Origin of the sequence: Pseudomonas sp. NPDC099000, assembly GCF_044759925.1 — a bacterium.
In the GTDB taxonomy this organism is placed as follows: Bacteria; Pseudomonadota; Gammaproteobacteria; order Pseudomonadales; family Pseudomonadaceae; genus Aquipseudomonas.
Genome location: NZ_JBIWAF010000002.1, coordinates 137,698 through 163,907, shown reverse-complemented (window position 1 = coordinate 163,907; position 26,210 = coordinate 137,698). Strand labels below are relative to the sequence as shown.

19 protein-coding genes and 2 pseudogenes are annotated in these 26,210 nt (G+C 59.0%); 7 read left to right on the top strand and 14 right to left on the bottom strand.

What is annotated here, in order from left to right; translation table 11 throughout:
* Positions 1–257: 257 nt before the first annotated feature.
* A pseudogene (locus ACIQV9_RS02960) lies at positions 258–1,385 on the bottom strand (cache and HAMP domain-containing protein); the annotation flags it as partial.
* 366 nt (positions 1,386–1,751) lie between these two features.
* Here ACIQV9_RS02960 and ACIQV9_RS02955 point away from each other — a divergent pair.
* Together ACIQV9_RS02955 and ACIQV9_RS02950 are read left to right on the top strand one after the other, a co-directional pair.
* Positions 1,752–2,285 carry a hypothetical protein gene (locus ACIQV9_RS02955; RefSeq protein ID WP_403097979.1) on the top strand — a complete coding sequence of 178 codons (534 nt, stop codon included), beginning with the start codon at positions 1,752–1,754 and terminating at the stop codon, positions 2,283–2,285.
* 87 nt (positions 2,286–2,372) lie between these two features.
* Positions 2,373–2,666, top strand: a pseudogene (locus ACIQV9_RS02950) (LysR substrate-binding domain-containing protein); the annotation flags it as partial.
* Here the strand turns inward: ACIQV9_RS02950 and ACIQV9_RS02945 are convergent.
* The 6 genes from ACIQV9_RS02945 to ACIQV9_RS02920 form a co-directional block, all read right to left on the bottom strand.
* Entirely contained in the window at positions 2,655–3,590 is a 936-nt protein-coding gene (locus tag ACIQV9_RS02945) for a GNAT family N-acetyltransferase (RefSeq protein ID WP_403097976.1), read from the bottom strand. The pseudogene ACIQV9_RS02950 and the gene ACIQV9_RS02945 sit on opposite strands and share 12 nt — an antisense overlap.
* Positions 3,590–4,879 (bottom strand): phenylacetate--CoA ligase family protein, encoded by a 1,290-nt coding sequence (locus ACIQV9_RS02940; RefSeq protein WP_403097974.1) that lies wholly within the window; start codon positions 4,877–4,879, stop codon positions 3,590–3,592. The genes ACIQV9_RS02945 and ACIQV9_RS02940 overlap by 1 nt, the downstream gene beginning before the upstream one ends.
* 53 nt (positions 4,880–4,932) lie before the next feature.
* Positions 4,933–7,335 (bottom strand): aldehyde dehydrogenase family protein, encoded by a 2,403-nt coding sequence (locus ACIQV9_RS02935; RefSeq protein ID WP_403097972.1) that lies wholly within the window; start codon positions 7,333–7,335, stop codon positions 4,933–4,935.
* 1 nt (position 7,336) lies between these two features.
* Complete coding sequence (locus ACIQV9_RS02930) at positions 7,337–8,467, bottom strand: acyl-protein synthase (RefSeq protein ID WP_403097970.1); 1,131 nt, start codon at positions 8,465–8,467, stop codon at positions 7,337–7,339.
* 21 nt (positions 8,468–8,488) lie between these two features.
* Entirely contained in the window at positions 8,489–9,730 is a 1,242-nt protein-coding gene (locus ACIQV9_RS02925; protein WP_403097968.1) for an MFS transporter, read from the bottom strand.
* Between the two features lie 301 nt (positions 9,731–10,031).
* On the bottom strand, positions 10,032–10,169 hold the full coding sequence (locus ACIQV9_RS02920; RefSeq protein WP_403097966.1) for a hypothetical protein: 138 nt from the start codon (positions 10,167–10,169) through the stop codon (positions 10,032–10,034).
* Between the two features lie 157 nt (positions 10,170–10,326).
* On the opposite strand from ACIQV9_RS02920, the gene ACIQV9_RS02915 reads away from it, so the two are divergent.
* On the top strand, positions 10,327–10,515 hold the full coding sequence (locus ACIQV9_RS02915) for a hypothetical protein (protein WP_008024801.1): 189 nt from the start codon (positions 10,327–10,329) through the stop codon (positions 10,513–10,515).
* A 19-nt stretch (positions 10,516–10,534) separates the two neighbouring features.
* Here the strand turns inward: ACIQV9_RS02915 and ACIQV9_RS02910 are convergent, their stop codons facing one another.
* Positions 10,535–10,906: a fe2+ zn2+ uptake regulation protein gene (locus tag ACIQV9_RS02910; protein ID WP_403097964.1), complete on the bottom strand. Its 372-nt coding sequence runs from the start codon at positions 10,904–10,906 to the stop codon at positions 10,535–10,537.
* 244 nt (positions 10,907–11,150) lie between these two features.
* Between ACIQV9_RS02910 and ACIQV9_RS02905 the strand changes: the two genes are divergently transcribed.
* Positions 11,151–13,496, top strand: coding sequence for an acylase (locus ACIQV9_RS02905; RefSeq protein ID WP_403097962.1), 2,346 nt, complete (start codon positions 11,151–11,153; stop codon positions 13,494–13,496).
* 57 nt (positions 13,497–13,553) lie between these two features.
* On the opposite strand, the gene ACIQV9_RS02900 is transcribed toward ACIQV9_RS02905, so the two are convergent.
* Entirely contained in the window at positions 13,554–14,555 is a 1,002-nt protein-coding gene (locus ACIQV9_RS02900) for a FecR family protein (protein WP_403097960.1), read from the bottom strand.
* A gap of 96 nt (positions 14,556–14,651) precedes the next feature.
* Positions 14,652–19,508, bottom strand: coding sequence for a dermonecrotic toxin domain-containing protein (locus ACIQV9_RS02895; protein ID WP_403097958.1), 4,857 nt, complete (start codon positions 19,506–19,508; stop codon positions 14,652–14,654).
* Between the two features lie 227 nt (positions 19,509–19,735).
* Between ACIQV9_RS02895 and ACIQV9_RS02890 the strand changes: the two genes are divergently transcribed.
* The gene (locus ACIQV9_RS02890) at positions 19,736–20,776 is read left to right on the top strand and encodes an Ldh family oxidoreductase (RefSeq protein ID WP_403097956.1); all 1,041 of its coding nucleotides are present in this window, start codon (positions 19,736–19,738) and stop codon (positions 20,774–20,776) included.
* Between the two features lie 96 nt (positions 20,777–20,872).
* Here ACIQV9_RS02890 and ACIQV9_RS02885 read toward each other — a convergent pair whose 3' ends face one another.
* A complete protein-coding gene (locus ACIQV9_RS02885) occupies positions 20,873–21,190 on the bottom strand; it encodes a YqjD family protein (RefSeq protein ID WP_403097954.1) in 318 nt (105 codons plus the stop codon).
* Positions 21,191–21,354: 164 nt separating this feature from the next.
* Between ACIQV9_RS02885 and ACIQV9_RS02880 the strand changes: the two genes are divergently transcribed.
* Positions 21,355–21,606 carry a hypothetical protein gene (locus ACIQV9_RS02880; RefSeq protein WP_008155229.1) on the top strand — a complete coding sequence of 84 codons (252 nt, stop codon included), beginning with the start codon at positions 21,355–21,357 and terminating at the stop codon, positions 21,604–21,606.
* Between the two features lie 8 nt (positions 21,607–21,614).
* Here ACIQV9_RS02880 and ACIQV9_RS02875 read toward each other — a convergent pair whose 3' ends face one another.
* Positions 21,615–22,523 (bottom strand): LysR family transcriptional regulator, encoded by a 909-nt coding sequence (locus tag ACIQV9_RS02875; protein ID WP_403097951.1) that lies wholly within the window; start codon positions 22,521–22,523, stop codon positions 21,615–21,617.
* A gap of 85 nt (positions 22,524–22,608) precedes the next feature.
* Between ACIQV9_RS02875 and ACIQV9_RS02870 the strand changes: the two genes are divergently transcribed.
* Positions 22,609–23,532, top strand: a complete 924-nt coding sequence (locus ACIQV9_RS02870; RefSeq protein ID WP_403097948.1) for a carbon-nitrogen hydrolase family protein — start codon at positions 22,609–22,611, stop codon at positions 23,530–23,532.
* A 14-nt stretch (positions 23,533–23,546) separates the two neighbouring features.
* Here the strand turns inward: ACIQV9_RS02870 and ACIQV9_RS02865 are convergent, their stop codons facing one another.
* Together ACIQV9_RS02865 and ACIQV9_RS02860 are read right to left on the bottom strand one after the other, a co-directional pair.
* Positions 23,547–25,019, bottom strand: a complete 1,473-nt coding sequence (locus tag ACIQV9_RS02865) for a nucleobase:cation symporter-2 family protein (RefSeq protein ID WP_403097945.1) — start codon at positions 25,017–25,019, stop codon at positions 23,547–23,549.
* 272 nt (positions 25,020–25,291) lie between these two features.
* Positions 25,292–26,185, bottom strand: coding sequence for a LysR family transcriptional regulator (locus tag ACIQV9_RS02860; RefSeq protein WP_403097943.1), 894 nt, complete (start codon positions 26,183–26,185; stop codon positions 25,292–25,294).
* Positions 26,186–26,210: the final 25 nt, after the last annotated feature.

Below are 26,210 nucleotides of genomic sequence, written 5' to 3'. Positions count from 1 at the left end.
CCGACCACGACCCGTGAACGGTCGGCGTTTTCATTGGCTCGCTGGGTGAAGGCCGCCGTTTCGGCGGCGTTCTGCGCGACGCTTTCGGCGGTCGAACTCATTTCGGTGATCGCCGTGACCGTCTGATCGGTTTCAGAGGCATGGCGCACCAGAATCTGGCTGGTGTGGGCCGAGGTGCGTTGCAGGTTGTCGAGACTGGACGCCATGGCGCCGGTGGCCTGGGTGACCTCGCCGATCATATTCTGCAAGTAAATGATGAAGGCGTTGACCGAGTGCCCGATAGCGCCCAGTTCGTCTTCGGCGCGGATGGTGATGCGCTTGGTCAGGTCAGCGTCGCCAGCGGACAGGGCGTCGATGTTGGCTTTGAGGATTTTCATCCGCTGGATCAGTTGGCGAATCGCGTAGATCTGCAGCAACACCAGCAGGATCACCATCGGGATTTGCAGCAGGCTCAGTGTGCTGAGCACATCGTCACGCTGGGCGGTGATCAGCTTGGTCGGCAGGGCGGTGGCGAGGAACCACGGCGTGTCTTCGATCGGGCGCATGAAGAAGGTGCTGGCCTCACCGTTGTTGTCGAACTCGCCCCGCTGCGACTGATCACGGCTTTGCAGGCCGGCCTTCACTTGACTGGCAAATGGCGAGTTGCCGGCCAGTTCGCTGATGTTCTTCAGCACGATCGGCCCACTGATCCGAGAGCTGTTGCTGATGATCTTGCCGTCTGCTTCGACGATCAGCATTTCTGCGCCGAGGTCTTTTTCCTTGCGCGCGATCAGATCATTGAAGAAGCCCAGGGTCACGTCGATGGTCGAGACGCCATACGCCGCACCGTTTTTCTGAATGGCCATGGCGCAGTTGGTCCGTGGCTCGGCGCTGGCGTCATCTTTATAGGCGGCGGCCCAGGCGCATTGGCCGCGCGGGGTTTGCATGCCGCCCTTGTACCAGGTCTGGTCGTAATAGTTGGGAGCGGCGTCACTGTTCCAGAACGTGTTGACCGCCAGCTTGCCCGAGGCGTCGCGGTGCCAGAAGGTGCTGAACTTGGTGCGTCCCGCCTCACGCTGGCCGGGTAACGGCCAGATACCGCCACCGAACACTTTCAACTCGCCGTACTGATCGACCAGGCCTGGCAGCACCGTGTCGATGGCGGCGCTGTCGAGCAACGGGATGGTCTGGGTGATGCTGCGCTGTTGCGCCTGCACCTTGTTCAGTTCGCCCTGGATTTGCTCGGCCACTTCGGCGATGCGGTTGAGGGCCACCTGTTCTTCGGTGTGGCGAAGTTTGGGGGCGACCAACTGGCTGATGCCGACGACTGTCAGGACGAACAACAGCAGGATGAACAGGACCAGAAACAGCGTGTAGCGAGCCTGGATGGTGCGGAATGCGGGCATGGGACCGGTCCTTGTGCAGCGTTCTTATTGTGGTTTTCGATCGAAAGATCGGCGCTTCGAAGGGCTATCGGCCTGCAATTGGCGAGCTTTAGGTACGGACGTACAAGATTGGAGGCGGGTGACGGACGGTCGAGTCTTGGATGGTGTCAATGTGGATACAAACGAGGCTGATTTGTTGCCCATAACAATGATGAAAAGTTGGTATCGACCAATCAATCAGGGCACTTTGGCTTTGTATGCGAAATGTACGGAAATTGTAAAAACAAGAAATACTTGTTGGTATGGCTAGTTGCCACGCTGATACTTGACCGCTCTAAATCGGGGTTAACAAGGAGTTTTTATGGTCACGCAGTCGGGAGTTCAGTCATGACTATCGGCTACACCGGGGCTTGGACGTCCAAGGCAGGTCTACTGGTTCAGGACACGGGCGGCGGCAAGCCTGTAAAGCAAAGCGTCAGGGTCAAGCAGATGCTGGCAATGGTGGGGAGCAATCCAAACGCGCTGAGCACGGCGAAAATGGATGCAATGAAAATCCATCGAAACGTAAAAGGTTTTGACCCGGAAAATGTCTCCGCCAGACAACTGGGTAATCTCAGTGCCTTTTTGAGAGGTAAAGGTCTGATTTCCGATCTCACGTCGATGACGTTGATGAATGCCGGTGACAAGTTTGACCGGTTCGGGGTTCAGACAGACCCGGATGCAAAATTCAATGCGCTGGAGTATTTCGCCACGCAGCTGGACACCATCCAGAGCAACAGCATCAAAGGCGACCGGTACGCCACTGGACTGATCCCTGAATACAAGACGGCGATCTACGTACTGCAGAACCTGCACACTTATGGCAAAGGCAACGGTACGACGGTGCCTCCTACCGATGGTGGCGTCAGCTCCAAGGCCTGACGTTCGATGGTACTGGCCCACTCAGACCGAGTGGGCCAGTCGTCGGTCACCGGTCAAGCAACTTCATGACTTCCTCCGATACCGAACCGCCTGATCGATCTGCCCAAGCATGTCTCGGTCAACAGCGCTGATGGTTACATTGCCGCCTGTGAGGCAGGCTATGGACTGATCCAGACGCCGTACTACCACGTTGCCCGCCAACTGAAGGAAGGGCGTCTGTGCGAAGTACTGAAAGCGACGCTGCCACCCGGGATGCCGTTGACGGCGCTCTATCCCCCACACCGCCAGTTGTCCCGGCGGGTGAGGGTGTTTGTCGACTGGCTGGTGAAGCTTTGCGCGCAGCCGGGTAATGAGTTTTACCGACAAGACTCAAGCGGCTGAGCGAGCGCTGCCCGGTGCATTGGTGTTTCGCTGCAAGCCGTCGTGCAACTGTTGCATGTAGGGGCAATGCAGATTAAGGGGCCGAGGCTGCGCCCCTCGATGAAACAGGGCGAACCATCCATGACTGCCGGGAGCGGGCATCACCCCGGTGAACGTGAAGCCAAGCGTCGTCAAACTGCGCAAGTCCTCGGCGAACTGTCGCGACAACGCAAGTTGGGTCGAGATCATCCAGTGACCGGGCAATTGCCGGATCTGGTCGAGCAGACGTTTGGTCAAGCGGTGAATGACCATGTCGAAGCGGTGATGGTGTTGCTTGATCTGCAAGGGTATCGAAGGTTGTGTGGTCATTTCCGGATGGGTTCCGAACAGCGAACTCAGGTGCTGCATAAACCCCCGGTAGCGTTCGGGCCAGGGCATGTCGGGAAGTGGGCGCGCTTGCCCTTCGACCACGTGGCAACCCATCACAATGGTTTCCGGGTGCGGTTCGGCGAAGGGTGAAGGAACGTAGTCGGGCAGCAATCCCGTGCTGTGGAAGCCGATGTTTGCAGCCATGCGTTGCGTGTACGGATGGTGGGTCACTTGCTTGATCGAGACACTCTTGAAGCCCAGTGGTCCTGCCTGCAACAGTAACTCCCGGGCCAGGCGGGTCGCGATACTTTGCCCCTGCGCGGCGGGATGCACCACGCTGAGGGCCAGTTCCGCGTTCTGTGGGGAGGATTCATGGCACAACGCGGCATGCCCCAGAACGCGTACATCATCCACCGCCAGCATCGATTTCCAGCGACCGTCGGCGGTGTGCTGGCTGATCATGTGCGGCAGGTAAACATCCGGTTGAACGTAATGATCGCCATAAACCTCGCGAAACAACTGGCTCACGGCGCGAGCGTCGGAAGGGCGGTAGCGTCGAAAAATCAGATGAGACATCACGCAGTCTCCGGCGATGGCGCGTCATAGGTGCGCAAATCCAGAACCCGCATCTGCTTGCCCGAGCGTGGATGCAGCTTCAGGTCGGTGACGGTGCAGGACTGTACTCGCAACTGCAGCAGCCCTTCGCGATTCAGATGATCGAGCGCGGGGTAATGGGCCACAAGCGCTTCATACAGCGCCTGGCATAGCGGGGCGGTGACCACGACGTTAGCGTCAGGCACCCATTTGACACTGACGATGTCCTTGTATCCGTCATGTTCGATGCGCAATTGCCATTGGTCGGTGCCAGCAACGCGCTGGACAATCTGCAGCATTTCGTCGATCAACAACGACGCCGACCCCACTCGAACCCGCTGACTATGGGCGCTACGTCCCTTGAGGGCGAATTTGCGCATCGGGGTGTTGCCGGGCTCACGCCAGCAGGCGCGGTCGCCCACCGGATAACGCAGCAGCGGCATGAGTCGGCGGGTCAGGTTGGTCACCACCAACAATCCGGTGCGGTCGCATTCTTCAATGACTTCACCGGTCAGTTCATCGACGATTTCCAGCAGGGTTTGGGGTTCAAACACCCGATGCTCCCCCAGGGCGCAGTCGCGGCTTGTAGCGCCGATCAGCCCCGCATCGACACTGGCGTAGCCGATTGAGGCGATGCGCACATTGGGAAACACTTCGGAGAGGATGGCCAGTTGCGGACCGAACAGGCTTTCACCGCCGTACAGCAACGTATCAACCCCACACAACACCCGCCGATGCTGGGTCAGGTACGCCGCGAATCGCAACAACTGCGCCGGCACGCCGACCAGCACGTTGATCCGGTGCTGATCCAGCGCATCCGCCAGGACATCCATGCTGACTTCGCCGGTGAACGGAAACTCACAGATGGACCGTTTGACGTGCGCCAGCGAGTCGTGGATGAACAGAAAACTGGCGTAGAGATCGCCGGAAAAGAACAGGTTGGCGACCCTGTCGCCGTCCTTCAGTTGAGAGGAAACACTGGCTCCAAAGGTACTGACCAGCGTTTGCCACTCATTCTGGGAGTAAACCGACAGTTTGCCGTGGCTGGTCGATCCCCCGGTCTTGAACACCAATCCGTTATTGATCGGGCCGGTCAGCACGGGCCATTCAGTCAGGTCGTTACTGTCAGCCCAATAATCGGCCACATTGGTCAGCGGCAGGTCTTTTAAAGTAATACCTTCTGCCGGTAAGTGTTGCAGGTGTTTGTGATAGAAGTTTGAGTGTTGCCTTATATAAGGCACGAGTTGTTCAAGCGAATAAGTTGTGTTCACTGGGTTCTCTTTTTTTATCAGGTGTTTCTACGGTTTGAAGACTATCGATATGTTTATTTTCTGTTGTCGATAACCAACGGTATTTTTCCGCTGTGTTTGTTTCTGGTGAATCGGGATTCAGCACACTCGTGAACTTCTACCGTGATAAGCGCGGCGTTCACGGCATTGGCCAGTGCTGCATGGGTCAATAACGTTGCATAAACCTTGTCGGCCTCCAGGTTCACTAAAACCTTCAGCCGTTCGCTGCCATCGCAGGTGTGGTCCAGCACCAGTTGAACAGGCAGGCCAAGGCTTTCCTGCAGCGCCGACGGTGAAATGAATTCCGTGCCCATCCGTATCAACTTGCCGTGGCGCTGCAGCAATTCGAATCGCGGTGAGTCGAGCCCGCAAGGGCAGGCTCCGGTTATCCAGCGACCGGTGTCTCCAACGTCATACCGGCGCACGGCCTGGCCTTGCCGGGCCCGGGAGGTGAACAGCAGCCGGCCGATCTCATTGGCTTGCACCGGACTATCGTGTTCGAGATGCACGATTTCCAGATGCTGGGTATCGCACATCAAATGAAAGACGCCGTCCGCCGTTGCCGTGCAGGCGTGCCCCAGCGGGCCGGCATCGACCGAGCCATAAATCGCGGAGCGAATCGTCGAGACCCCGCAGCTTTCCATCAGGCGCAGGCTGGCCTGGCCCGGGTGCTCACCGCCGAGGAACACTTTGCTGATGCCCGAGTACGCGCGAAGCTGGCTCTGTTCGTTGGAAAACAAGCGATGCAACGTACTCGGCATGCCGATTAGCACGGTGACGCGATGATCCACGATCATTCGGGCCATTTCGCTGAAGTCATCATCGTGCGGCGCCCCCATGGGGAAATGCGTAACGCCCATCAATTCCAGAACCTTGGTGAAGCTGGAGAAGCCTCCATACAGGCTGCCGCCGTAAAACAGGTTCATCACCCGATCCGTTGACGGGTCGAGACCGGCGGCGAACAGGCCGTCAGCCGCCGCACGCATCTGCCGTTGAAAGTCCTGATAGCTGAACCCGGCCAAGGCTGGCGTGCCGCTGCTTCCCCCAGAGCGGAAATACAGCTGTGCCAAGGCGTTGATCGGCTGGGTCATGAATGTGTTTTTGTCCATGATCGGCTCATGGTGTGTAGCCGCAGCGGCTGGCAGCGCGTCGAGCGTTGCCCGACCAGGCACTGCCTCAGGCGACAGACTCACCGAGAGTCGGCGACTGAAGCGCGACAGCGCATAGACGCCGTCGTGGGGCTCCCCGGGGTAGCCGTCATGAATCAGCCCGCACGGGGCAATACGCGTGACGCCGGCATTGACCAGCGTGCGCACCAGTTCAGGTGTCTGCACTGGAGAACACATCAGCGCGCAGCTTTGCAGGACGGTGCGCCAAGGCAATAGCGTCTCGGCGATCAAGTGTTGCGGCACCGGTTTGAGCAGCAGTGTACGAAACAGCGGCGAGGGCGCGAGCGTCGGGTGGTGATCCCAGATGACTCTCCATCCCGGGCCGCTCCAGACCTGGCCGGTCTGCTGCGCAAAGCAATGTTCCAACTTCGCCATGGCGGTACGGGTGGTGATTTCCGAAGCCTCCTGGTCGGTAGGAACCAGTGCCGGCCACTGTGAGGCGCGACGTCTGAAGGCTTCGGCCAGACGTTCACCCAGGTCCAGCAAAACCGCCGGATCGTTGCTGTCCACCAGCAGCCATTGCGGGCTGGAACAGGCTTGCTGATCCAGACTGCACACTTCATCCACCAACGCGTCCAGCGTCGAAGGACAAGCCGCGTCAGGCGACAAATAAGCGAAGCTGATCCTGTGGCCCCAATCGATCCAGCGACACCCGGCCGGGATCTGCTGACGAATCGCCTTGAGTGCATGTTCACCGCCCCAGGCGGCGACGCCATCGGCGCGAGTGCAGAGTTGCGCTATCTGAGCCGTGCTGACCGGCAGCACCGCGATGTAATCAGTCAGCTTGCCACTGGTGTCGCAATGCACCAGCGCCGCGAGTAACCGGGCGGTCAATCCTTCATCGCTGGAGCTGGGGCGCAACCAGTTGATGTTGCCGGCCAGCAGGCTTTCCAGGACCGCGCAGAACGCCAGCATCGGCGCATTGCCCGGCGTGATGTGCACCACCAGTCCCAGCGGATGCCAGCTTTCAAAACAGGATTGCCGGTAATCGATACGCCGCAACGAACGCGGTTGCACACCCAACTCTCGCTCAAGCTTGGTGACGAGGTTGCTGCGCTGGCAGAAGTCGACAAGCCCCAGTCGTTGATCGTTGTCGAGGGGCACATCCAGCCTGCCAGCTTGCAATTGCAGGGCAAATCGGGCCGCTGCGTCGATGACGGTGTCGCTGTCGATGGGGGCACTCAGCAACTGCGGCAGTTGTGGGTGCAGTTGCTCGAGGGCTGTCTCGAGGGTGACATCGTCCCGCAGTTCACCATTGATCAAGTACATGTCACGCCCCTCCAATCAGTTCAGACGCGGCCATTGCGCAGCTTCGGCTGGCGGTCGTACCAGCGCGTCCATGCAGTTCAAACCAGTCGGTCTGCAAGCCGCATCCGCAGCTGGCACCGGGGTGCAGCGTCGCCAGATCTCCCATGACCACGGCGTGCGCGGGGCTGGAAGAAATGTAGGGCGACACGAATTCCAGCAACCCGCGCCGGCCGTAGGGCTGGACGGTGAAATCGGATGGATTGCGCACGAAGACCTTCGAATAAACCGGGACATGAAAATGCTGGTGAGCACACTGGATGTAGGGCACAGCATGCTCGACAGCGCCGTAACCGTCCCGGCAGCGGGACAGGTCGATGCCCAATTGACGGTGGAGGCGTTCATACAATTGCGACAAAGGAATTTCCTGTGCTGCCTGGGTTTTCCAACCACCCCCGAGAAACACCAGCGACTCGGCCGGCAGCTGCAGATTCGCGACGCCGGTGTCTTCCATCTGTTGCAAGGCGTGGGAGAGGAACGCCGGGAAGCCGAGAATGCGCACCGGCAGTCCTTCTTCGGCGAATTCCTGCAAGGCGCGGATCACCCCAAACAGATCGAATGCGTGACCGTTGCCGGTCAGGCGCAACCCGTAGGCGATACGGTTGACCGGCGCATAGCTGCACAGAAACTGGTCGGTGTAGGCGGTGCCCAGCGTGATCGCAGCCTTGGGTTCATAACTCAGGAGCAAGTAGTTGCAAGGGGTGTCGGGAGTGTCCCAGCCGTAATGGCGAAAAATATGGCTCACCATGCCTTGGGCGGCGGCCATGCTGCGTTGGTCATAGCGCAGGCGACTTTTCTGGCCGGTGGTGCCGGACGATGTCAGCTCCAACGCGCCTTCGCCCGTGGGTCCGAACAACAGGTGACGTTTGAAATAGTGAGCGAAAATCGGCGGCAGTCTTGACCAGTCATCCAGTGTCTCCAGGTCTTGAGCGACGAGCCCGTTGCTGTTGAGCCAGCGCTCATAGCCAGGCGTGTGGTGACAATGAAACAGACTGATTTCCCCCATGGCCCGGTCGAACAGGCCTTCAGGCACGGAATCCAGGCAATAAGGTTGCGTTAACGCGCAAAGCGCATCGGTGTGGGGTAAATGGATCATCAAAGGACCTATCGGGTGGAGTCAGGCAGCAAGCGGGAGGTGGGAACGCCGCAGAAACAGGCGCAAGGGCAACAGGCACATGAGTCCTGCAATACCCGCCATCAGGGCGAAGGATTCGTGGCTGTCACCGGCACCGGCCGCCGCAATCAGCGAGCCGCCGCCGCCCATGACGGCGATCGAGATCATGCCGATCATGGCCGAGACCAGGCCTTTGCTGTCGTCGCTTGAAAACAGCGCGAGCCGGTACAGTGCGGCATTGCTCATGCCAAGACCGATGGCGTAAAGGGCCAGGGCGCTGATCAGCAAAGGCGTCGACGCACCGTAGAAACTGCTGGCGAGCAAGGCGACGAGCCCGCCACAAAACGGCCACAACGCGTATCGAATCAGTTGCGGCAATTCAATGTCGGCGATCAATCGGTTGAGTATCAGGTTGCCGAGAATGACGGCCGCAAACACCGGGATCTGCCACAGGCCGTACTGCAAGGGTGAAAGTCCCTGATTGTGAATCAGCAGGAGCGGTGCCAGCCCGATCCACGCAATCAAGGGCAGGCTCATGACCCCCAGCGCGACAGAGGCACTGAGGAATCGCGGGTTGCCGAGCAACGCGGCATAACGGCGCACGGTGCCGCGCCATTCGAAGGGCACCGCCGTCAGTCGCTGGCCGTCATGACGCACGGTGCCCACGGTTTCCGGCATGAACAGGTAAAGCCCGAGCCAGACCAACAGGCCGCCGATACCCAGCAGTAAAAACAGCTCCCGCCAGGACAACCATTCCAGCAGCAGACTGCCGAGCAACGGCCCCAGCAGCGGCGATAGCAGCGCAACATTCCCCAGCAACGCCATGATTTTTACCGCGTCGGCTTCGCAGAACACTTCTTGCAAGGCCGGGTAGCTGACCGCGATGACAAACCCCAGCCCCATACCCTGAATCAGGCGCAAGCCGTTGAACGCATAGATGCTATTGACGCTGAACGCTGCGGCACAGGCCAGGGCGAACACCGCACAACCGATGAGCAACATCTTGCGGCGGCCGAAGTGATCCGACAGTGGACCAATAAGCCATTGCAGAAGAATGCCACCCGCCAGGTAGAGATTGAAGGCGTAGGGGACATGACGCGCGCTGGCATTCAGTTCATCAGTCACGGTCAACATGGCCGGCATGATCATGTCGCTGGCCATGTAGGTCAGAAGCTCAAAAAAAGTTATTGCAAGGCAAAAGCCCAGTAAATAACGCGGGGTGATACTTATCAAAGGCGTTTGCATGATATCCCTGTTCATCATCATTCGAAGTTCGTAACGGGTCTCTTGCGAGCGCCGAAGAATAAGCAGGAGGTGTGAATGGCTCAAACAGGCGATTGATACTTTAAGTTTCATTATTTGCGCGACAGCTGAAGTCAGTGGGTTATAGGGAGAATAAGGGGGGAGGGTTGTAAAGTAACTTACGTTAACTACAGATTAGTCCTACACGAAAAATGCCCGCTGTTAAGCGGGCATATCTACGAGTCTTACAGCGAATGTTTGTGGTCGTGTGAGTGGCTATTGGTTCTTCGGTGTTTGAGACACGTTATCGATGCTGGTAATAGCCGGGTCCGCCGTGATCGTAATAGCGGTCGTGGTGCCAGCCGCCATCGGGGAAAACGATGCAGCCGCTCAGCGTTAGCAGAGCGAGCAGGGGAATCAGCCGTGTGATCCGACGGAACATTTGAAAATCCTCATGGTTATCACCGCAATAAAGCCAAATATCTTCATCGGCTGTAACATGAGACCCCGTTTGCAGCGTCCCATTCCCGCACAAAGGTAGGGGTTTGGCATGCTTTCGGACACAAAGCGGATACATTTTTCAGGTTCAGGAACTCGCAATGACTCAGTCGCAACGTTTGAAATACTCGATTCTGATCTCCCTGGTGGTGCTGGGGATCATGTTCGGCCTTTCGTACCTGCAAAACGCAGGCGTCATCAGCGAGAAGCTGTTTCAGTACATCGCCATCGGCGTGGCGGTGATCGTGGTGGTGATCAATGGCGTGATGCGTCGCAAGGTCAAGCCTTGAGCGACGCACCTTGAGCTGATCAGTCGCGATGAAGCATGGCTACAGCGTGCGGATGCAGGCTGTAGCTTTTGTCCGCATTGAGCGTGATCACGCCTTCGCTGCACAAGCGTTTCAACACTTCTCGCACACTGAGGAAGGACAGGGGAATATCCAGGTCCAGCAAATGGCCGTGCACGCCACGCACGCCCAGGCTGCGCTCGCTTTCGGCGGCGGTCAGCAAGGCATCGATGACCTTGAGGCGAATCAGGCTGGTTCGCAGGCCGAAGCTTTTGAGCAGCACTCTGATCCGCTCGTTACTATTGCGCTCGCCTCGTTGACTGAAGACCCCGGAGCCCATGGCTGAGCGCTTGGGTGCGTGACTACCGTCCGTTGGCAGTTGCGAGTTGTACATGCAAAAACTCCTTTTCCGAGCCGGCCAGGAAATGTGATGGGTGCTCTCATTCAATAAGACGTATGAGCACCGCAAATAATGAAGGTCCAAATGTAGAAAATTCGTCACCGTCACGTCAGCGTCCTGTGAGATGGCCGGTCAAAGCACCTTTCAGGGCCTAAATTTTTGTCGTGGGGTTCGTTCCTAGGGGAAGGCGCGGTGCGTGTTTGACGCAGGGTGTTTGTCTTTTCGATCAGGAGCGAGCGTGATTATTTCCAGGCAATTAACCAGGTTGAGCCTTGCGGGCATGTTGGTGGGGCTGAGTCTTGCGGCAAACGCGCGCAGTCAGCCCGAGCAGGCCAGCGTCGATATTCGCCGCACCAGTTTTGGTGTGCCGCATATTCGTGCCGACAACGAGCGTGGGCTCGGTTATGGCATCGGTTACGCCTACGCCCAGGACAATCTGTGCTTGCTGGCCAATGAGATTGTCACCGTCAATGGCGAGCGTTCTCGCTATTTCGGCCCGGACCAGCTGACGGTCGAGGAGCGCGAGAACCAGGTCAGCGACCTGTTCTTCACCTGGCTCAATACCCCTGAAGCCGTCGCCGGATTCTGGAAGGCGCAAACCCCGCCAGTGCGTGATCTGGTCGAAGGTTATGTCGCCGGATACAACCGCTCGCTGGGCGAACGTCGCGCACAGGGTTTGCCGCAGCAGTGCCAAGGCGAATGGGTACGCGACATCACCTCGCAGGACCTGGTCAAGTTGACCCGCCGACTGTTGGTCGAAGGCGGAGTAGGGCAGTTCGCCGAAGCGTTGGCGGGGGCGACGCCGCCCAAAGCGGTTACTCAGGCCGCGGGCGAAAGGTCGTCGTTTCAGCTGGCGGCCACACGCATGCAGCGGTTCGCACTGGATCGCGGCAGCAATGCGGTGGCGGTCGGCAGCGAGCGTTCGTTCAATGGCCGCGGAATGTTGCTGGCCAATCCGCATTTTCCCTGGATCGGCGGGATGCGTTTCTACCAGATGCACCTGACCATTCCCGGCAAGCTGGACGTGATGGGCGCGGCGCTGCCGGGGCTGCCGATGATCAACATCGGTTTCAACCAGCAGCTGGCGTGGACCCACACCGTGGACACGTCCAAGCACTTCACCTTGTATCGACTGCAACTTGATCCCAAGGATCCGACCCGTTATCTGCTCGACGGCAAGTCGCTGCCGATGGACAAGCAGACCGTGACGGTGAATGTGAAACAGCCCGACAGCCAGACCAAAGCGGTGTCCCATGTGGTCTACAGCTCGCAGTTCGGCCCGATCGTGCAGTGGCCCGGAAAACTCGACTGGGACACTCAGTACGCCTACAGCCTGCGCGATGCCAACCTGGAAAACGACCGGGTGTTGCAGCAGTGGTACGCCATGAACCAGGCCACCAGCCTCAAGGATTTGCAGGCCTCGGTGCACAAGATTCAGGGCATCCCGTGGGTCAACACCCTGGCGGCGGATAGTCAGGGTCAGACGCTGTACATGAACCTGTCGGTGGTGCCGAACGTCAGCGCGGACAAACTGGCCAAGTGCAGCGATCCCCGCATCGGGTTGCAGATGATCGTGCTCGACGGTTCCAACAGCGCCTGTGCCTGGGACATCGATCCGAATGCAGCGCAAAAGGGTATTTATGCGGCGGACAAGTTGCCGCAACTGCTGCGCAAAGACTACGTACAACACTCCAATGATTCGGCGTGGATGGCCAACCCGGCGCAACCACTCACCGGTTTCTCGCCCCTGATCAGTCAGGAAGGCCAGCCACTGGGGCTGCGCTCGCGTTTCGCTTTGGATCGATTGAGCACGCTGAGCAAGGCCGGCGAGATCTCGGCGGCGGATTTGCAACGGATGGTGATGGACGATCAGGTGTATCAGGCCGGGCAAGTGATGCCGGATCTGTTGCAGTTCTGCGCTGGCGATCTGGGCGCCGATGCCGCCACGCTCGCTCCATTGTGCGCGAGCCTCAAGGCATGGGACCGCAGCGCAAATCTGGACAGCGGGCTCGGGTTTGTTCACTTCCAGAACGTAATGGAACCGTTGCAGCAAGTCCCGGACATCTGGCGAGTGGCGTTCGACCCGAAAGACCCGCAACACACGCCGCGTGGCCTGGCGCTGGATAATCCACAGGTCACCAAGGCTATTCGCGAAGCGATGCTGGCGTCGGTGGAACAGATCAAAAAGCTTGGGCTCAAGGATGACAGCCGCTGGGGCGATATTCAGGTGGTCAGCAGCGGCGGCCAACAGACGCCGATCCACGGCGGGCCGGGCACGCTGGGCGTGTACAACGCCATCCAGAGTGTGCCGAGGACCGATGGCAAACTCGAAGTCATCAGCGGCACCAGCTATTTGCAAGTGGTGACCTTCGATGACAAAGGCCCGCACGCGCAAGGTCTGCTGGCATTCTCGTTGTCCAGCGATCCGACGTCGAAGTATTCCCGGGATCAGACAGTTGCCTTTTCGAAGAAGCAGCTGAGCCCGTTGCCGTTCACCGAGCAACAGATCATCGCCGATCCGCAGTACCAGGCGCAGACGATCCGCGAGCAGGATGAAAAAGCCGGGAAGGTGGCCGCTCAGTAAGAAGAGGGTGGTTCAAGCAATAAAGAAGGCCGCATCCCCTTGAGGGTTGCGGCCTTTTCAGCTTTTAGGGGCTTGTTGCGGGATCGAATTAAGTACCGGATTACCTTCCTTGTTACGGGTCAGGTAGACCGGCAGCACCTTGGGCAGGGAAGCCACCAGGTTGTTCAGTTCCTTGATGTTGTAGATGCCACCCAAGCGAATCGTGCCGGTACTGTGATCAGCGACCATGATCGGTTTGCTCAGGTAACGGTTGATCAACGGCAGGGCGTCGTTCAGCGCCAGATCATCGAGCACCAGTTTGCCACTGCGCCACGCCAGGGAATTGTCGTTGGGGTAGGTCTGATTGATCTGCGGAGTGAAGTCGCCGTGTTTATAGCGCGCCTGCATGGCTGGCCCGAGACGCAAGCCATCCCCCGGAAGGTCATCGTTGCTGCTGACCAGCACCGAGCCTTCAATCAGGTTCACTCGTACCTGATCCTCATACATCCAGACGTTGAATTTGGTTCCGGTGACGCGAATCCTGCCGTCCGCTGCCCTGACCACAAAAGGATGAGCCAGGTCGTGGCTGACGCTGAAGAAGGCCTCGCCTTTTTCCACCGTGACCCGGCGCTGATCCTTGTAGTTGCTGAACGTCAGCTCGCTGCCCAGGTTCAGTTCCACTTGGCTGCCATCGCTCAGGGTGACCTGACGGACCGTGTCACTCGCTTCGAAATGCTGATATGAATTCGGTAGCCAGCCCATGTTCCAGCCGCTGTACGCCGCGAGCGGCAACGCCAGGGCGCACACGGCGGCGGCGATGCCGACCGTGCGCCAAGGCGTGGCCGGTTTGAAGCGAGCCACCGAGGCGACGGCTTCGGGACGCGGCAAATCGCCTGCGACTTCCCAGATTTCCAGCATGGCCTCGTACTCGAACGCATGCAGCGGATGAGTCTCACGCCAATGTTCGAAAGCGATCCGCTCTTCAGCGGTGCAGTCGCTGGCGTGCAGCCGCATGCACCAGTGCGCAGCGGCATCGGTGATAGCGTCATATTCGGCTTGCGAGAGAGAATTGTCGGTCATTGACTCATCCTGATTTCCTGCATTCTAACCTTGAGGGGAAGCCTGCGAGAACAGCCGTCATGGCAATAAACCATCAATTGAGAATTATTTTTGACATCAGGGCGTGCTGACGTGCAGTTCACGGCCAAGATGACTGACCAGCCAGGCCACGCTGTCGGCATTGCTCAACTGCACGGCCAGCCTGACCAGTGGGTTTTTCTTGAACGTTTCGCGGGCTCCGCTCAGGTTTTCTGCGCCGGTCAACTCCAAAATACGTGCCTTTATCCGGTTGGATTCTTCATTGGAGGTACTGCCCGGATCTTCCCACACACCGGTATCAGGATCCTGGGTCATAAACAGCCGGGTATACGGGGTCTGGATCGAGAGTGCCGTTTTCTGCACGTCGGTCAAGGCGCGTTTGAGTTCAGTGGCGAGGGGCGTGGCTGTTCCAATCAGGTCGGTGAACGGTCTGCCGGGATCGAGATAAAAAATGTCCTCGGTTTTACAGACCATGTGCGACAGCTCATGAATCAAGGTCACCGCTCGGGCATGGGTGTGGATAGGGAAGGCCGCGTCGGTCAGGTGCTGGCGGTAGTGTTCAAATCTGGGATCGAAGAATCTTTCTGCGAGGTGAATTCTCCGGTTTTTGTCTGTCGCCACGATGAAGGCAAACGTGTGTTGTGCGTCTTCGGTCACCCTGCCGACGGCAAAACGGCTGGACTTCGGTTTTCTCAGTGATGGCTCCAACAGCGCTGTGAAAACGTCGCCCATGATTTTTTCAACCTTCTCGACATGCGTCGGCAGCACTTGCTGCACACCCAGGAAATCCATGATGAGTTGATGCACGGGAGTGATGGTGTCGTCGGAGTTCTTGAGCAGTTGCAGGTTTCGATAGCTGTTCCAGGCATAGGTCGTTGCCAGGTCCAGCGCTTCGTCAATTTGACGGGCCTTCTGAGGAAACAGTCGACGGATGTCGGACATGCCTGTGGCATCGACGTTCATGCCATCGAAAACCAATCTAGCGGTCTCCAATCGTCGGAACAGGCTGAAGCGAGGCGCCGATTCTCGCCCATCAATCAGCCATTGTTTCGATTCGTTCTGGCGCAAATGAGGGCCCAGCGTGCTTGTGTCGCCGATGCGCCAGCGGGTGCCGCGCTTGATGACCGGAAACACCTTTCCTTCAACCGGCCCGTAGTGTTGTTTTGTCGTCGGGTGGGTGTAGAGGCCAAGCGTTGCGTCTGATTTCAGCGAACCCAGGTCGACATTGATGCTTTCATGGCGCTTGAGCTTCGTGCGTTCGGGGCCTGTAACGTCGATTTCCTGCCATTTGAGCTGGGTATCGGTTTTTTCCGGTGCCGGTGTGGCGGGTGTCGAAGACAGCAGCGTTGGATCCCCCAGTGATTGTCGCAGCGTGGAGAGTTCGGCCATGCCGCTGATGAACGCTTTTATGGCAGGGCCCCATTTATGGGTTTGCAGGTCTTCGGCGGATTGCTTGATATCCCGGTAACTGCGCCATACCGTCTCCGGGTAGGCGAGTTTGCCCATGAAAAATGTATAAGCCTCGTGCAGGTCTTCGCCCAGCACATGCTTGATGGCTGCCCACTCGCCCTGTTTTTGGTCATCGGACTGGCAACCGAGCAATCGGCCCAGCAAGGCGACGTTGTCATTGAGCAGATGTTTGAACAGGCTCCCCTTGATCGGATGGGAGCCCAGTGTGGTCTCGGCGATGCGATTAACGGTGCTCGACGACGTGGCTCTGGCAACGCGGTGACTGTTGGTTGCCATCCGGGTTTCCAGCAGCAGCCTGTCAGACGGTTGCAGATGCAGGAGTAGCCAGTCAAGCAATGGTCCCCGGGTCTTCAGTTCTGTCAGTAGTCGGGCTTCATTTTCATATTCCTTCACACCGTACCCGGGGCTGTGAGGCGCAATCAGCACCTGTGGTGCAGCGCGATCAGCCGTTGAACCGATCAGATACACACCGGGCACTTTGATCGTCCCGTTACTCTTGATACCTAAAAACTCAAGCGGACGGATGATTGCGTGTGCACCGTCGACCGCTGCGCGGGCGAGGGCGTCAGGCATGTCCATGACTTGCCGGATCAGATCAAACCCGGTTTCGCTCAGGCGCTCCTGAAGTTTTTCCGTGTGGGCGTAATGCATCAACTGCCAGGGCAATTGTGTGTAAAACCGTTTTCTGCGGTCCGCGTTCGCCGGCGTGTCTGCCAAGGCGTCGCTCACTATTTTCTGCTGATGCTCACCCGGTTTCAGGTTGCGGATCAGGTCTTTGATGTAGCGTTCGTCCATGCCCTCGGGAATCACGGTGCTATCAAGCGGCACCAGTTTTAAATGGAGCTGATCGAGATCCTTGAGGTGAGTCAGCGCAAAGTCGGTCAGGGTTTGAGTGCGGGCCGCCGATGTCGGTCGGGCGTTGATCCGGACCTGGACGTTGTCCGGGTTGATGTTGAAGTCGTCTGCCTTGAGTTGTTTTTCAAGTTCGTGGTGTGCCGTGCGTTGCAGTGACCGTATGCCGCTCAGGTAATCCTGGTCGTCCTTAACGTTATCGAGGTATTGCTGAAGCAGTTCGGCATGCACAATCAGCTCTTTGACCGACGCCTGGGCCAGCCATGCCGGCAGTTTTTGTCGGGTCGTCAGTGACCGCGCAATGTCGATGGGACGGTCGAGCCCTGTCATTGGCTTACGCAGCGAGACGAGGTTCAGGAGACTGCTCAGCGGCGTGGCGGAGAGCTTCGTCGCCAAGGCATCGGTCAGGCACGCCTGGTCCAGGTGCACATAGGGCTTTTGCAGGTAATCAAGAAAGTGCCCATAGACCCGCTGCAAGGGCGCCAACGTGTAGGTCCTGCCAGGCAAACGCTCGTTGCGGCCAAGGTTCTCCAGAAGGGTAGAGCGATGGTTGGCGTCGGCAAGGCGTCGATCGAGTTCGGTCAGCAATGGGGTTAACGCCTTGAAGCTTTCAAACCCCAGCGCGGGCGTCCACAAAATCGCTTTGCCCGAATGCCCCGCGTCCAGACCGCCTCGTTCAGTCAGCACAAAACAACTGGCCAGTTTCAGCGGGGCCGTCGCATCGCCAGCCTTCAGCTCCAGGGAAAACACGTCTGGCAAAAAACCGTTCAATGCCGCTCGTTGCAGGTGTATCGGGCTATCGAGCACGGTTTTGATGATTGCCTGTTCCGTCGTACCCAAGGTGCGCGATACGGCCCGCAGCTTCAGTTCACTGCGCAATGCCGTAGACAGCGTGTGAGTAAACGTCGATTGCAAACTCGCCACGGAGGATCCCAGGACGCGCTCCGCGTCTTCGATCGAGCGGGTTGCCGTGGAGATGGCCGGGTGTTTTCCAAGGAGTTCATCGAGCGCCTGCTCGACAGAATTGAGCAGTGACAGCTCCTCTTTGGCCGACTCGGCGCGCACGGTGGCCGGTTGCGCGCTGCCGCGCCGATCCACGCGTGTACTCCAGCGCCCTGAAGAGTCGGGAGCCAGCAGACGGTCATCGATCAATCCCCGGACATCCAGGGCGCTGTCGAGCAAGGCATGGGGGTCGAGCGTACCTTCACTTTCGCGCAAGCGACTCAGCGCATGGGACAGGTTGTCCCGTTGCTTGCCAAGGATGTCGGCCATCAAATGTTTGAACACCGGGCCAACGACCGGTTTGCCATCAATCACGCGCTTAATGGGCTCCAACGCAAGAAAGGTGGCGCGTTCTTCCAGCGACATAAAGTTGAGCAAGGTGTCTTCATGCCCTTCGGTTTTCATCATCTCCAGCACGATTTTTTTGACCGCCGACAGATTGCTCGTCGCTTCGACACCTCGGGGGGGGGAGTACAGAAACCCCAAGGTGTTGGTGTCTCCGATCATCAAGGTCGAGGCCAGCTCCACAAAATGCCTGAAGGGCGCAGTCACACGTACTTTCTCGATGCGAAGCGGATCGTGCGCGTCAGGCGGGAGGCTGACTTTCATCAGTCGCAGGTATTCCTGCGTCGTTAAAGTACCGTTCTGGCGCTGGTGCAGAAGCTTCAGGTGAAAGGTGTCGCGCAAGCCCTCAGTGAAAAACGCCAAACGTGAAAGACCTGTGCTCATGGCGGTGTTCCAGAACAAGGCGAGCAGGCTGTGCAAGTGCGGCGTGAAGCTCTGTGCGATTTCTTTCACCGCGTTTTCCAACGTCTGGTTATCAGCGTCGCTGCTCACGCTATGCTCGGGATTGGCGAAGACTCTTGAATCGCCGGTTGGCCACTGGTTGGTCAGGTAGAAGTGCAGAAGTGCATCGCTCAGGGGGATCGAGGAAATCGTGTGCAGGTCTTCGTTGCCGTCGAAGGCTGAAATTGTCTTCACGAGGCTCTTGAGCCGGGTCAGGCGCTGGTCCAGCGTGGGGAATGCCTTGTGCAGCGCGTGCTTGAGGGTGTCGTCCAGCATCGATTGCAGGGTTGGCGTCTTGAGCAGCTCAGCCTTCATCGCCTCGATGTTCTGTTCCTGATTGTGATCGAGGGTCAGTTGCTGGTCCTGGAACACCGCGCCTTCGATGTCTTTCGTGGCAATGTCGGGAGCCGTGGCGGCGGGTAGAGCGCTGCGTTGTTCGATGGAGAGAAAGCGCAACAGCTCGCACTTGCCAGTGGCCTGCGCCAGCCATTCCTTGAGTTTGTTTTTGAGGTCGGCCATGTCCGCGAACTTGATCAAGCCCTTCCACGGTGTGTAGAGCGTGACCTCTCCATCATCGGGCCGACTCATGGCAAAGGCGCCGGCCAATGGAATATCCGTTTTGCCCGTCACCTTCAGCAACAGTTGGCAGACGTGCATGGGCTCTTTTTGCGCGATACGGGCAGCGTCGGTGGCCAGATAAACGTGCTTCAGCCACTTCAGGTCATCGAGGGTGAAGGCCAGTGCATTTTCGCGCTCGCCGGGTTGCCCGGCATTGGCTGTGCGTTCTGCCTCGTCGAAAAAATAGGGCTCTACGGATTCAGTCATGGTTTTTCCTCATGTGCTGCGATCAGTAGCCATCGCAGGCTATTGGTTGAGGAAAAACACTAAGGTCAGTGGAGTGCTTCGGTGCGGTACATATTGCTTGAGCCGAACAGGCGCTCGAGACTTGACAGGACGCCGGTACAACAGCGCTTAATCGACATCTGCTGTTGGTTGCCGAGCAACCTCGTTTCCCCTGGTGCCCGTACTCAATAATAAAACTGGAGCTTCAGATGACCGCAACGCCCGAAGTGGCCGTCAGTTCGACCACCCTATCGCTCGATTTCGACGCGCTTGTTGTATTGCTTGAACAAATTTTCCTGCGCCATGGCACCTCCGCCGATGTCGCCAAGACCCTGGCGCTGAACTGCGCCGGCGCTGAACGCGATGGCGCCCACAGCCATGGTGTGTTTCGTATTCCAGGTTACGTCTCGACACTCAAGAGCGGCTGGGTCAACGGCCAGGCCGTGCCCGTGGTCGAGGACGTTGCCTCGGGGTTTGTCCGGGTCGATGCGGCTAACGGTTTTGCCCAGCCCGCGCTTGCGGCCGCCCGAGCTCTGCTGGTGAAAAAAGCCCGCAGCGCCGGGATTGCGGTGCTGGCGATCCGTAACTCCCACCATTTCGCTGCACTGTGGCCGGATGTCGAGCCTTTTGCTTATGAAGGGCTGGTGGCGTTGAGCGTGGTGAACAGCATGACCTGCGTGGTGCCCCACGGCGCCGATCGGCCGTTGTTCGGCACCAACCCGATCGCCTTCGCCGCACCCCGGGCTGACGGTGAGCCGATTGTCTTTGACCTGGCCACCAGCGCCATTGCCCATGGCGATGTGCAGATTGCCGCGCAAAAAGGTGAACGCTTGCCGGCGGGCATGGGCGTGGACAGCCTTGGCCAGCCGACCCAGGATCCGAAGGCGATTCTGGAGGGGGGCGCGTTGCTGCCGTTTGGAGGGCACAAGGGTTCTGCGCTGTCGATGATGGTCGAACTGTTGGCGGCGGCCTTGACCGGCGGCAATTTCTCTTTCGAGTTCGACTGGAAGAATCATCCGGGTGCCAAAACACCGTGGACCGGCCAACTGCTGATCGTGATCGATCCGAGCAAGGCGGCCGGGCAGAATTTCGCCGAACGCAGCCAGGAACTGGTCCGTCAAATGCACAGCGTGGGGCTCAAGCGCCTGCCGGGTGATCGACGTCATCACCAGCGAACGAAGTCCAACGCTCAAGGTATCCAGCTGAATGCGCAGACGCTGGCAAACCTGCGAGAACTGGCAGGGCTCTGAGACGCTTTTTTGTAGGAGCCAGGCTTGCCGGCGAAGGCGATTTCAAATACGCCTTCGCCGGCAAGCCTGGCTCCTACAGGTTCGATGTGTTTATGTTTAACGGCGGCCCAGCAACAACCCGACCACCAGGCCAAAACCGGCGGAGATGGCGACGGTTTGCCATGGATGGCCACCGATGTAGGTCTCGGTCGCGTCGACCACCGGTTTGGTGCGGTCGCGAACGCTGGTGACCGAATCCCGGGCCTGCTGGAGTTTCTGGGCGATTTGCCCGCGAAGGGTCTCTGCTTCCTCACCCACCAGTGAAGCGCTGCTTTTGAGCAGTTTTTCCGACTCTTCGATCAGGGCTTGAAGTTCGCTGAATGCCTGATCCTTGATCTGGTCTTCGGCAACTTGTGCGGCGGTTTTCCGGGCCATTGGGTACTCCTTGCAGGTAAATGGGCAGTGAACAATGGAGTCTGCGGCGACTGAAAAAGTTGCAGCGAATTTGTGCATTGTCCGGGGAGCGAGGAAAAATCCTGAGTCGGACATTTCGTCCTACAGTGTAAGATGTCGCCTATTTTACGCAGCAGGTAATTCCCATGAGCTTCAATCTGGCCGACAAACCCCTGGCTGAGCGCGCCGCGCTTGAAGATGAGAAATCCCGTCTGTTCGACCTTTGGCAAAGCAACCTTGGTAAATCCAAGGGCGAGGCCGCACGGTTGTTTGGCGAACGCGCCAAGCGCAAAGGCAAATGGGCAGAATGGGTTCGCGCGGAACTCGATGGTATGTCGCCCCCGGAATTCGCCAACATGGTGCGCAGCGAAGTGAATCGCTTGATGGCGGCCAAGTAAGGCCCGCCTCAGGCAAAACTCGCGACAATCGCCTCGCGCACTTTCAACACCACCGGATCGAGCTGCGTGCTGGTGCGCCAGCCCAGTTCGATCGGGTAGCGCGGTAACGCCAAAGGGCAGGGCAGCAGCGCCAGCCCGCAGAGCGCCGCAATGCTTTGAGCGGCGTGGGCCGGAATGGTCGCCACCGCCTGACTGCCCTTGAGCAAGTACGGCAACGCCGCAAAGTGGGTGGTCGAGGCGCACACCCGCCGACTCAGCCCCAGTGCCGCCAACCCCTCATCGGTGATCCCGATAAAGCCGCCGGATGACACCAGAATGTGCTCGCGGGCGACGAACTCCTCAAGCGTGAGACTCTGCTGCCCCGGGGCCAGGCTGAGTGGATCCACCAGGCACAGATAACCGCCTTCACCCAGTACCTGACGGCTGAGCAACCGTTCGCTGAACCCGCCCGCGGTGATCGCCAGATCAATGCTGCGCTTCATCAACGCCTGAGCGACGATCTGGCTGTGGGTTTGCCGAAAGATCAGGCGCAACTTCGGCGCACTGCGCGCAATGGCCTCGATCAACCGTCGACCGTAGGCCATCTCGAAATCATCCGACAACCCCACCGTGACCGAACGCCCGTCGTAATGATTGGCCGCCGGATCGACCATCGCCAGGCTCTGACGGCATTTGTTCAGCGCATCGCTCACCACCGGTTTCAACTGATTGGCCTTGAGCGTCGGTGCCAGGCCACGGCCGGTGCGCACGAACAATTGATCGCCATACAACTCGCGCAGCCGCCGCAGCGCTGCGCTGACGGCCGATTGTGTCACGCCCAGGCGCAACGCCGCACGGCTGGCGCTGGACTCTTCATGCAGCGCTTCGAAGACTTTGAGCAGGTTGAGGTCAACGGTGGTGATATTCATTTGGCTCATATCATTCAGCAGTGAATCGGGCTTTGTTCATGATCCCGTGGCGCATAAGAATGGGCAACACCTCAATGCTTTCGGAGAGATTGCCATGCCCAAGTCCATTGTTGCAGCGTTGCAAATCGGCGCCTTGCCCGGCGGCAAGGCCGAAACCCTTGAACAGATCCTTGCCTGGGAAAACGCGATTATCGACTCCGGCGCCGCGCTGGTGGTCATGCCCGAAGCGTTGCTCGGTGGTTACCCCAAGGGCGAGGGCTTTGGCACGCAACTGGGCTACCGATTGCCGGAAGGTCGCGAAGCGTTTGCCCGCTATTTTGCCAACGCCATCGATGTGCCCGGTGTCGAGACTGAAGCCTTGGCCGGGCTGTCGGCGCGTACCGGGGCCAACTTGGTGATCGGGGTCATCGAGCGCGCCGGCAGCACGTTGCATTGCACGGCGCTGCTTTTCGATCCGCAGGCCGGGCTGGTCGCCAAGCACCGCAAACTGATGCCCACGGGCACTGAGCGATTGATCTGGGGTAAGGGCGATGGCTCGACGCTGCCGGTGATCGACAGCCAGGTCGGGCGAATCGGCGCGGTGGTGTGCTGGGAAAACATGATGCCGCTGCTGCGCACCGCGATGTACGCCAAAGGCATCGAGGTCTGGTGCGCGCCTACCGTGGATGAGCGGGAGATGTGGCAGGTCAGCATGCGCCACATCGCCCATGAAGGCCGTTGTTTTGTGGTCAGCGCTTGCCAGGTTCAGGACTCACCGCAGGCATTGGGCGTGGAGATCGCAAACTGGCCGGCGGATCGGCCGCTGATTGCCGGCGGCAGTGTGATTGTCGGGCCTATGGGCGATATTCTGGCGGGGCCGCTGCGTGACGGAGCGGGGTTGCTGACCGCTGAAATCGACACTGACGACCTGATCCGCGCGCGTTATGACTACGACGTGGTCGGTCACTACGCGCGCCCGGATGTGTTCGAGCTGAGCGTCGATGAACGTGCAAAGCCCGGCGTCCGCTTCACCGCATAAACCCCCGAGCCTTTCTAGCGGTTCAACTGTGCGGCCGCCGCAGGCCGCGCGGGTTCACCCTTGGCCGGGACATCGGGGTTTTCCATGACCTGGAGGATCGAAGCTTCCGGGTCGAAATCGTCCTCTTCCAGCTCGATGAACTCTTCGGGCAGGAAGATGTTCAGCGCGATAGCGCACAACGCCCCGACGGTGATCGGCGATTCGAAGATGTTGTGCAGCGCCTTCGGCAGCTCGCGCAACACTTCCGGCACCGCCGCGACCCCCAGGCCCATGCCGATGGATATCGCCACGATCAGCATATTGCGTCGATGCAGGCCGGCTTCGGCGAGGATCTTGATGCCGGCCACCGCCACGGTGCCGAACATCACCAGTTCCGCGCCGCCGAGTACGGGTTTGGGCATCAATTGCAGTACCGCGCCGATCATCGGGAACAGCCCCAGCAGCACCAACAAACCTGCGATGAAAAAAGCCACGTAACGGCTGGCCACGCCGGTCAACTGGATCACGCCGTTGTTCTGCGCGAAGGTCACCATCGGCATGCTGTTGAACACCGCTGCCATGGCCGAGTTGAGGCCGTCAGCCAGCAGGCCGGACTTGATCCGGCGGATGTAGATCGGGCCCTTGACCGGCTGCCGGGAAATCATCGAGTTGGCGGTCAGGTCACCGGCGGCTTCCAGCGGCGACACCAGGAAAATCACCGCCACCGGCACAAACGCCACCCAGTCAAAATTGAAGCCGTACTTGAACGGCACCGGCACGCTCATCAGCGGCACGTCGGGCAGGCTGGCGAAATTGACGTCGCCCATCAGCCAGGCCACGACGTAACCCAGCGTCAGGCCAATGACAATCGCCCCCAGGCGCAGGAACGGCACATCGACCCGGTTCAGCACCACGATCGTGCCGAGTACCAACGCCGCCAACGCCAGATGACTGGCCGCGCCAAGGTCCGCTGCGCCGAAGCCGCCGGCAATGTCGGTCATGGCGACCTTGATCAGCGACAGGCCCATCAGGGTAATGATGGTGCCGGTTACCACGGGGGTGATCAGCATCCGCAGCTTGCCGATGAACTGGCTCAACACCACTTCGATAAACGCGGCGAAAAAGCACACGCCGAAGATCGTTGAGAGGATTTCATCGGTGCCGCCACCCCGGGCCTTGACCATGAACCCGGCGCTGAGAATCACGCTGATGAACGAGAAACTGGTGCCTTGCAGGCACAACAGGCCGGAACCGATCGGGCCGAAGCGCCGCGCCTGAACAAACGTGCCCAGGCCCGAGACAAACAGCGCCATGCTGATCAGGTACGGCACTTCGCTTTGCAAACCGAGGGCGCTGCCCATGATCAGGGTGGGCGTGATGATGCCGACAAAACTCGCCAACACATGTTGCAGAGCGGCGAACACCGTGGCGGTGAGGTGGGGGCGATCGTTGAGGCCATAGATCAGGTCGGAACGGGACTGGGGTTTTGCGTGTTCGGAAGAAGTCACGAGGAAAGCGCCAGGGGCCAGGTGAAAAAATGGAGGCGCAGGATGCCAGAAAGACCATATTGTGGCGAGCGATGACCTCGATACTCGCACAATCCTTGTGGGAGTAACCTGTGGCGAGGGGATTTATCCCCGTTGGGTCGCGAAGCGGCCCCCGCGACCGTTCAGGCAGACCGGTTTGTCCGGTTTGACGACTGCTTCGCAGCCGAACGGGGCGGTGCGACGTTTCGCTAAATCCCCTAGCCACAGGTCGCTCCCACAGGAATGTAGCTGCCTCAGGAAAATGCGGCGAGCAGATCCTCTTCAAACGCCTTTTGCGCATCCCCCGGCACCTGCGCGCGATGGCGCGCCAGATGAAACGCCACATCAAAACTCATGTCATCCCGGCGCACGGCGCGCAGCAAGCCTTTGTCTTCCCAGCTGCGGGCAAAGTGTTCGGGCAGATAGCCGACATGCTTGCCGGAAAGGATGAAGGCGAGGGTGCCTTCGACCTGCTCGGACCGTGCCGAACATAATTTGCCTTGAAATGGCTCGTCACTACGCAGAAAACGATAGGGATGATCGACCCGGTCGCACGCCTGCAACGCCAGATCGTCCGGCGCATCGTCGGTGAACAGCGGATGCCCGGGGGAGCAATACAGGTGTTGGGTTTCGCTGAACAGTTCACGGTAGTCAAACGCGCTTTGTACCTGGGAGAAATAGCCGATTGCCAGGTCCAGTCGCTGTTGCAGCAGCAGGCGTTCCATTTCGCCGGGCATGGCGCTCATCAACTCGATGCGCACCGATTCGTCCCGCTCACGAAACCGGCGGATGGCATCGGCCACTTTTTGCAGCACCGATTGATCGAGGGCTTCGGACAAGCCCAGGCGCACTTCACCGATCAACCGACCCGCCACGCCGTTGGATTGATGGCGGAACGCTTCGATGGATTCAAACAGCCCACGCGTCGCACTCAGCAGCTGTTCGCCCTTGGGTGTGACCCGGAATCCACCCTTGCCGCGACTGCACAAACGATAGCCGAGCCGGGTTTCGAGTTTGGCCATTTGCTGACTGATGCTCGACTGGCTCAAGCCCAATTCACCTTGCGCCGCGCTGAACCCGCCGCACTCCACCACGCGGACAAACAAGCGCAGCAGTTGCAGGTCGAGGTCGTGGAGTTGACCGAGCATCAAACATTACTCCGCAATAAAGTCA

Coding starts and splice junctions, on each gene's coding strand:
- ACIQV9_RS02955 (WP_403097979.1), top strand. CDS start 1,752: ATGACTATCGGCTACACCGGGGCTTGGACGTCCAAGGCAGGTCTACTG.
- ACIQV9_RS02945 (WP_403097976.1), bottom strand. CDS start 3,590: ATGTCTCATCTGATTTTTCGACGCTACCGCCCTTCCGACGCTCGCGCC.
- ACIQV9_RS02935 (WP_403097972.1), bottom strand. CDS start 7,335: ATGTACTTGATCAATGGTGAACTGCGGGACGATGTCACCCTCGAGACA.
- ACIQV9_RS02930 (WP_403097970.1), bottom strand. CDS start 8,467: ATGATCCATTTACCCCACACCGATGCGCTTTGCGCGTTAACGCAACCT.
- ACIQV9_RS02925 (WP_403097968.1), bottom strand. CDS start 9,730: ATGCAAACGCCTTTGATAAGTATCACCCCGCGTTATTTACTGGGCTTT.
- ACIQV9_RS02920 (WP_403097966.1), bottom strand. CDS start 10,169: ATGTTCCGTCGGATCACACGGCTGATTCCCCTGCTCGCTCTGCTAACG.
- ACIQV9_RS02915 (WP_008024801.1), top strand. CDS start 10,327: ATGACTCAGTCGCAACGTTTGAAATACTCGATTCTGATCTCCCTGGTG.
- ACIQV9_RS02910 (WP_403097964.1), bottom strand. CDS start 10,906: ATGTACAACTCGCAACTGCCAACGGACGGTAGTCACGCACCCAAGCGC.
- ACIQV9_RS02900 (WP_403097960.1), bottom strand. CDS start 14,555: ATGACCGACAATTCTCTCTCGCAAGCCGAATATGACGCTATCACCGAT.
- ACIQV9_RS02895 (WP_403097958.1), bottom strand. CDS start 19,508: ATGACTGAATCCGTAGAGCCCTATTTTTTCGACGAGGCAGAACGCACA.
- ACIQV9_RS02890 (WP_403097956.1), top strand. CDS start 19,736: ATGACCGCAACGCCCGAAGTGGCCGTCAGTTCGACCACCCTATCGCTC.
- ACIQV9_RS02885 (WP_403097954.1), bottom strand. CDS start 21,190: ATGGCCCGGAAAACCGCCGCACAAGTTGCCGAAGACCAGATCAAGGAT.
- ACIQV9_RS02880 (WP_008155229.1), top strand. CDS start 21,355: ATGAGCTTCAATCTGGCCGACAAACCCCTGGCTGAGCGCGCCGCGCTT.
- ACIQV9_RS02875 (WP_403097951.1), bottom strand. CDS start 22,523: ATGAGCCAAATGAATATCACCACCGTTGACCTCAACCTGCTCAAAGTC.
- ACIQV9_RS02870 (WP_403097948.1), top strand. CDS start 22,609: ATGCCCAAGTCCATTGTTGCAGCGTTGCAAATCGGCGCCTTGCCCGGC.
- ACIQV9_RS02860 (WP_403097943.1), bottom strand. CDS start 26,185: ATGCTCGGTCAACTCCACGACCTCGACCTGCAACTGCTGCGCTTGTTT.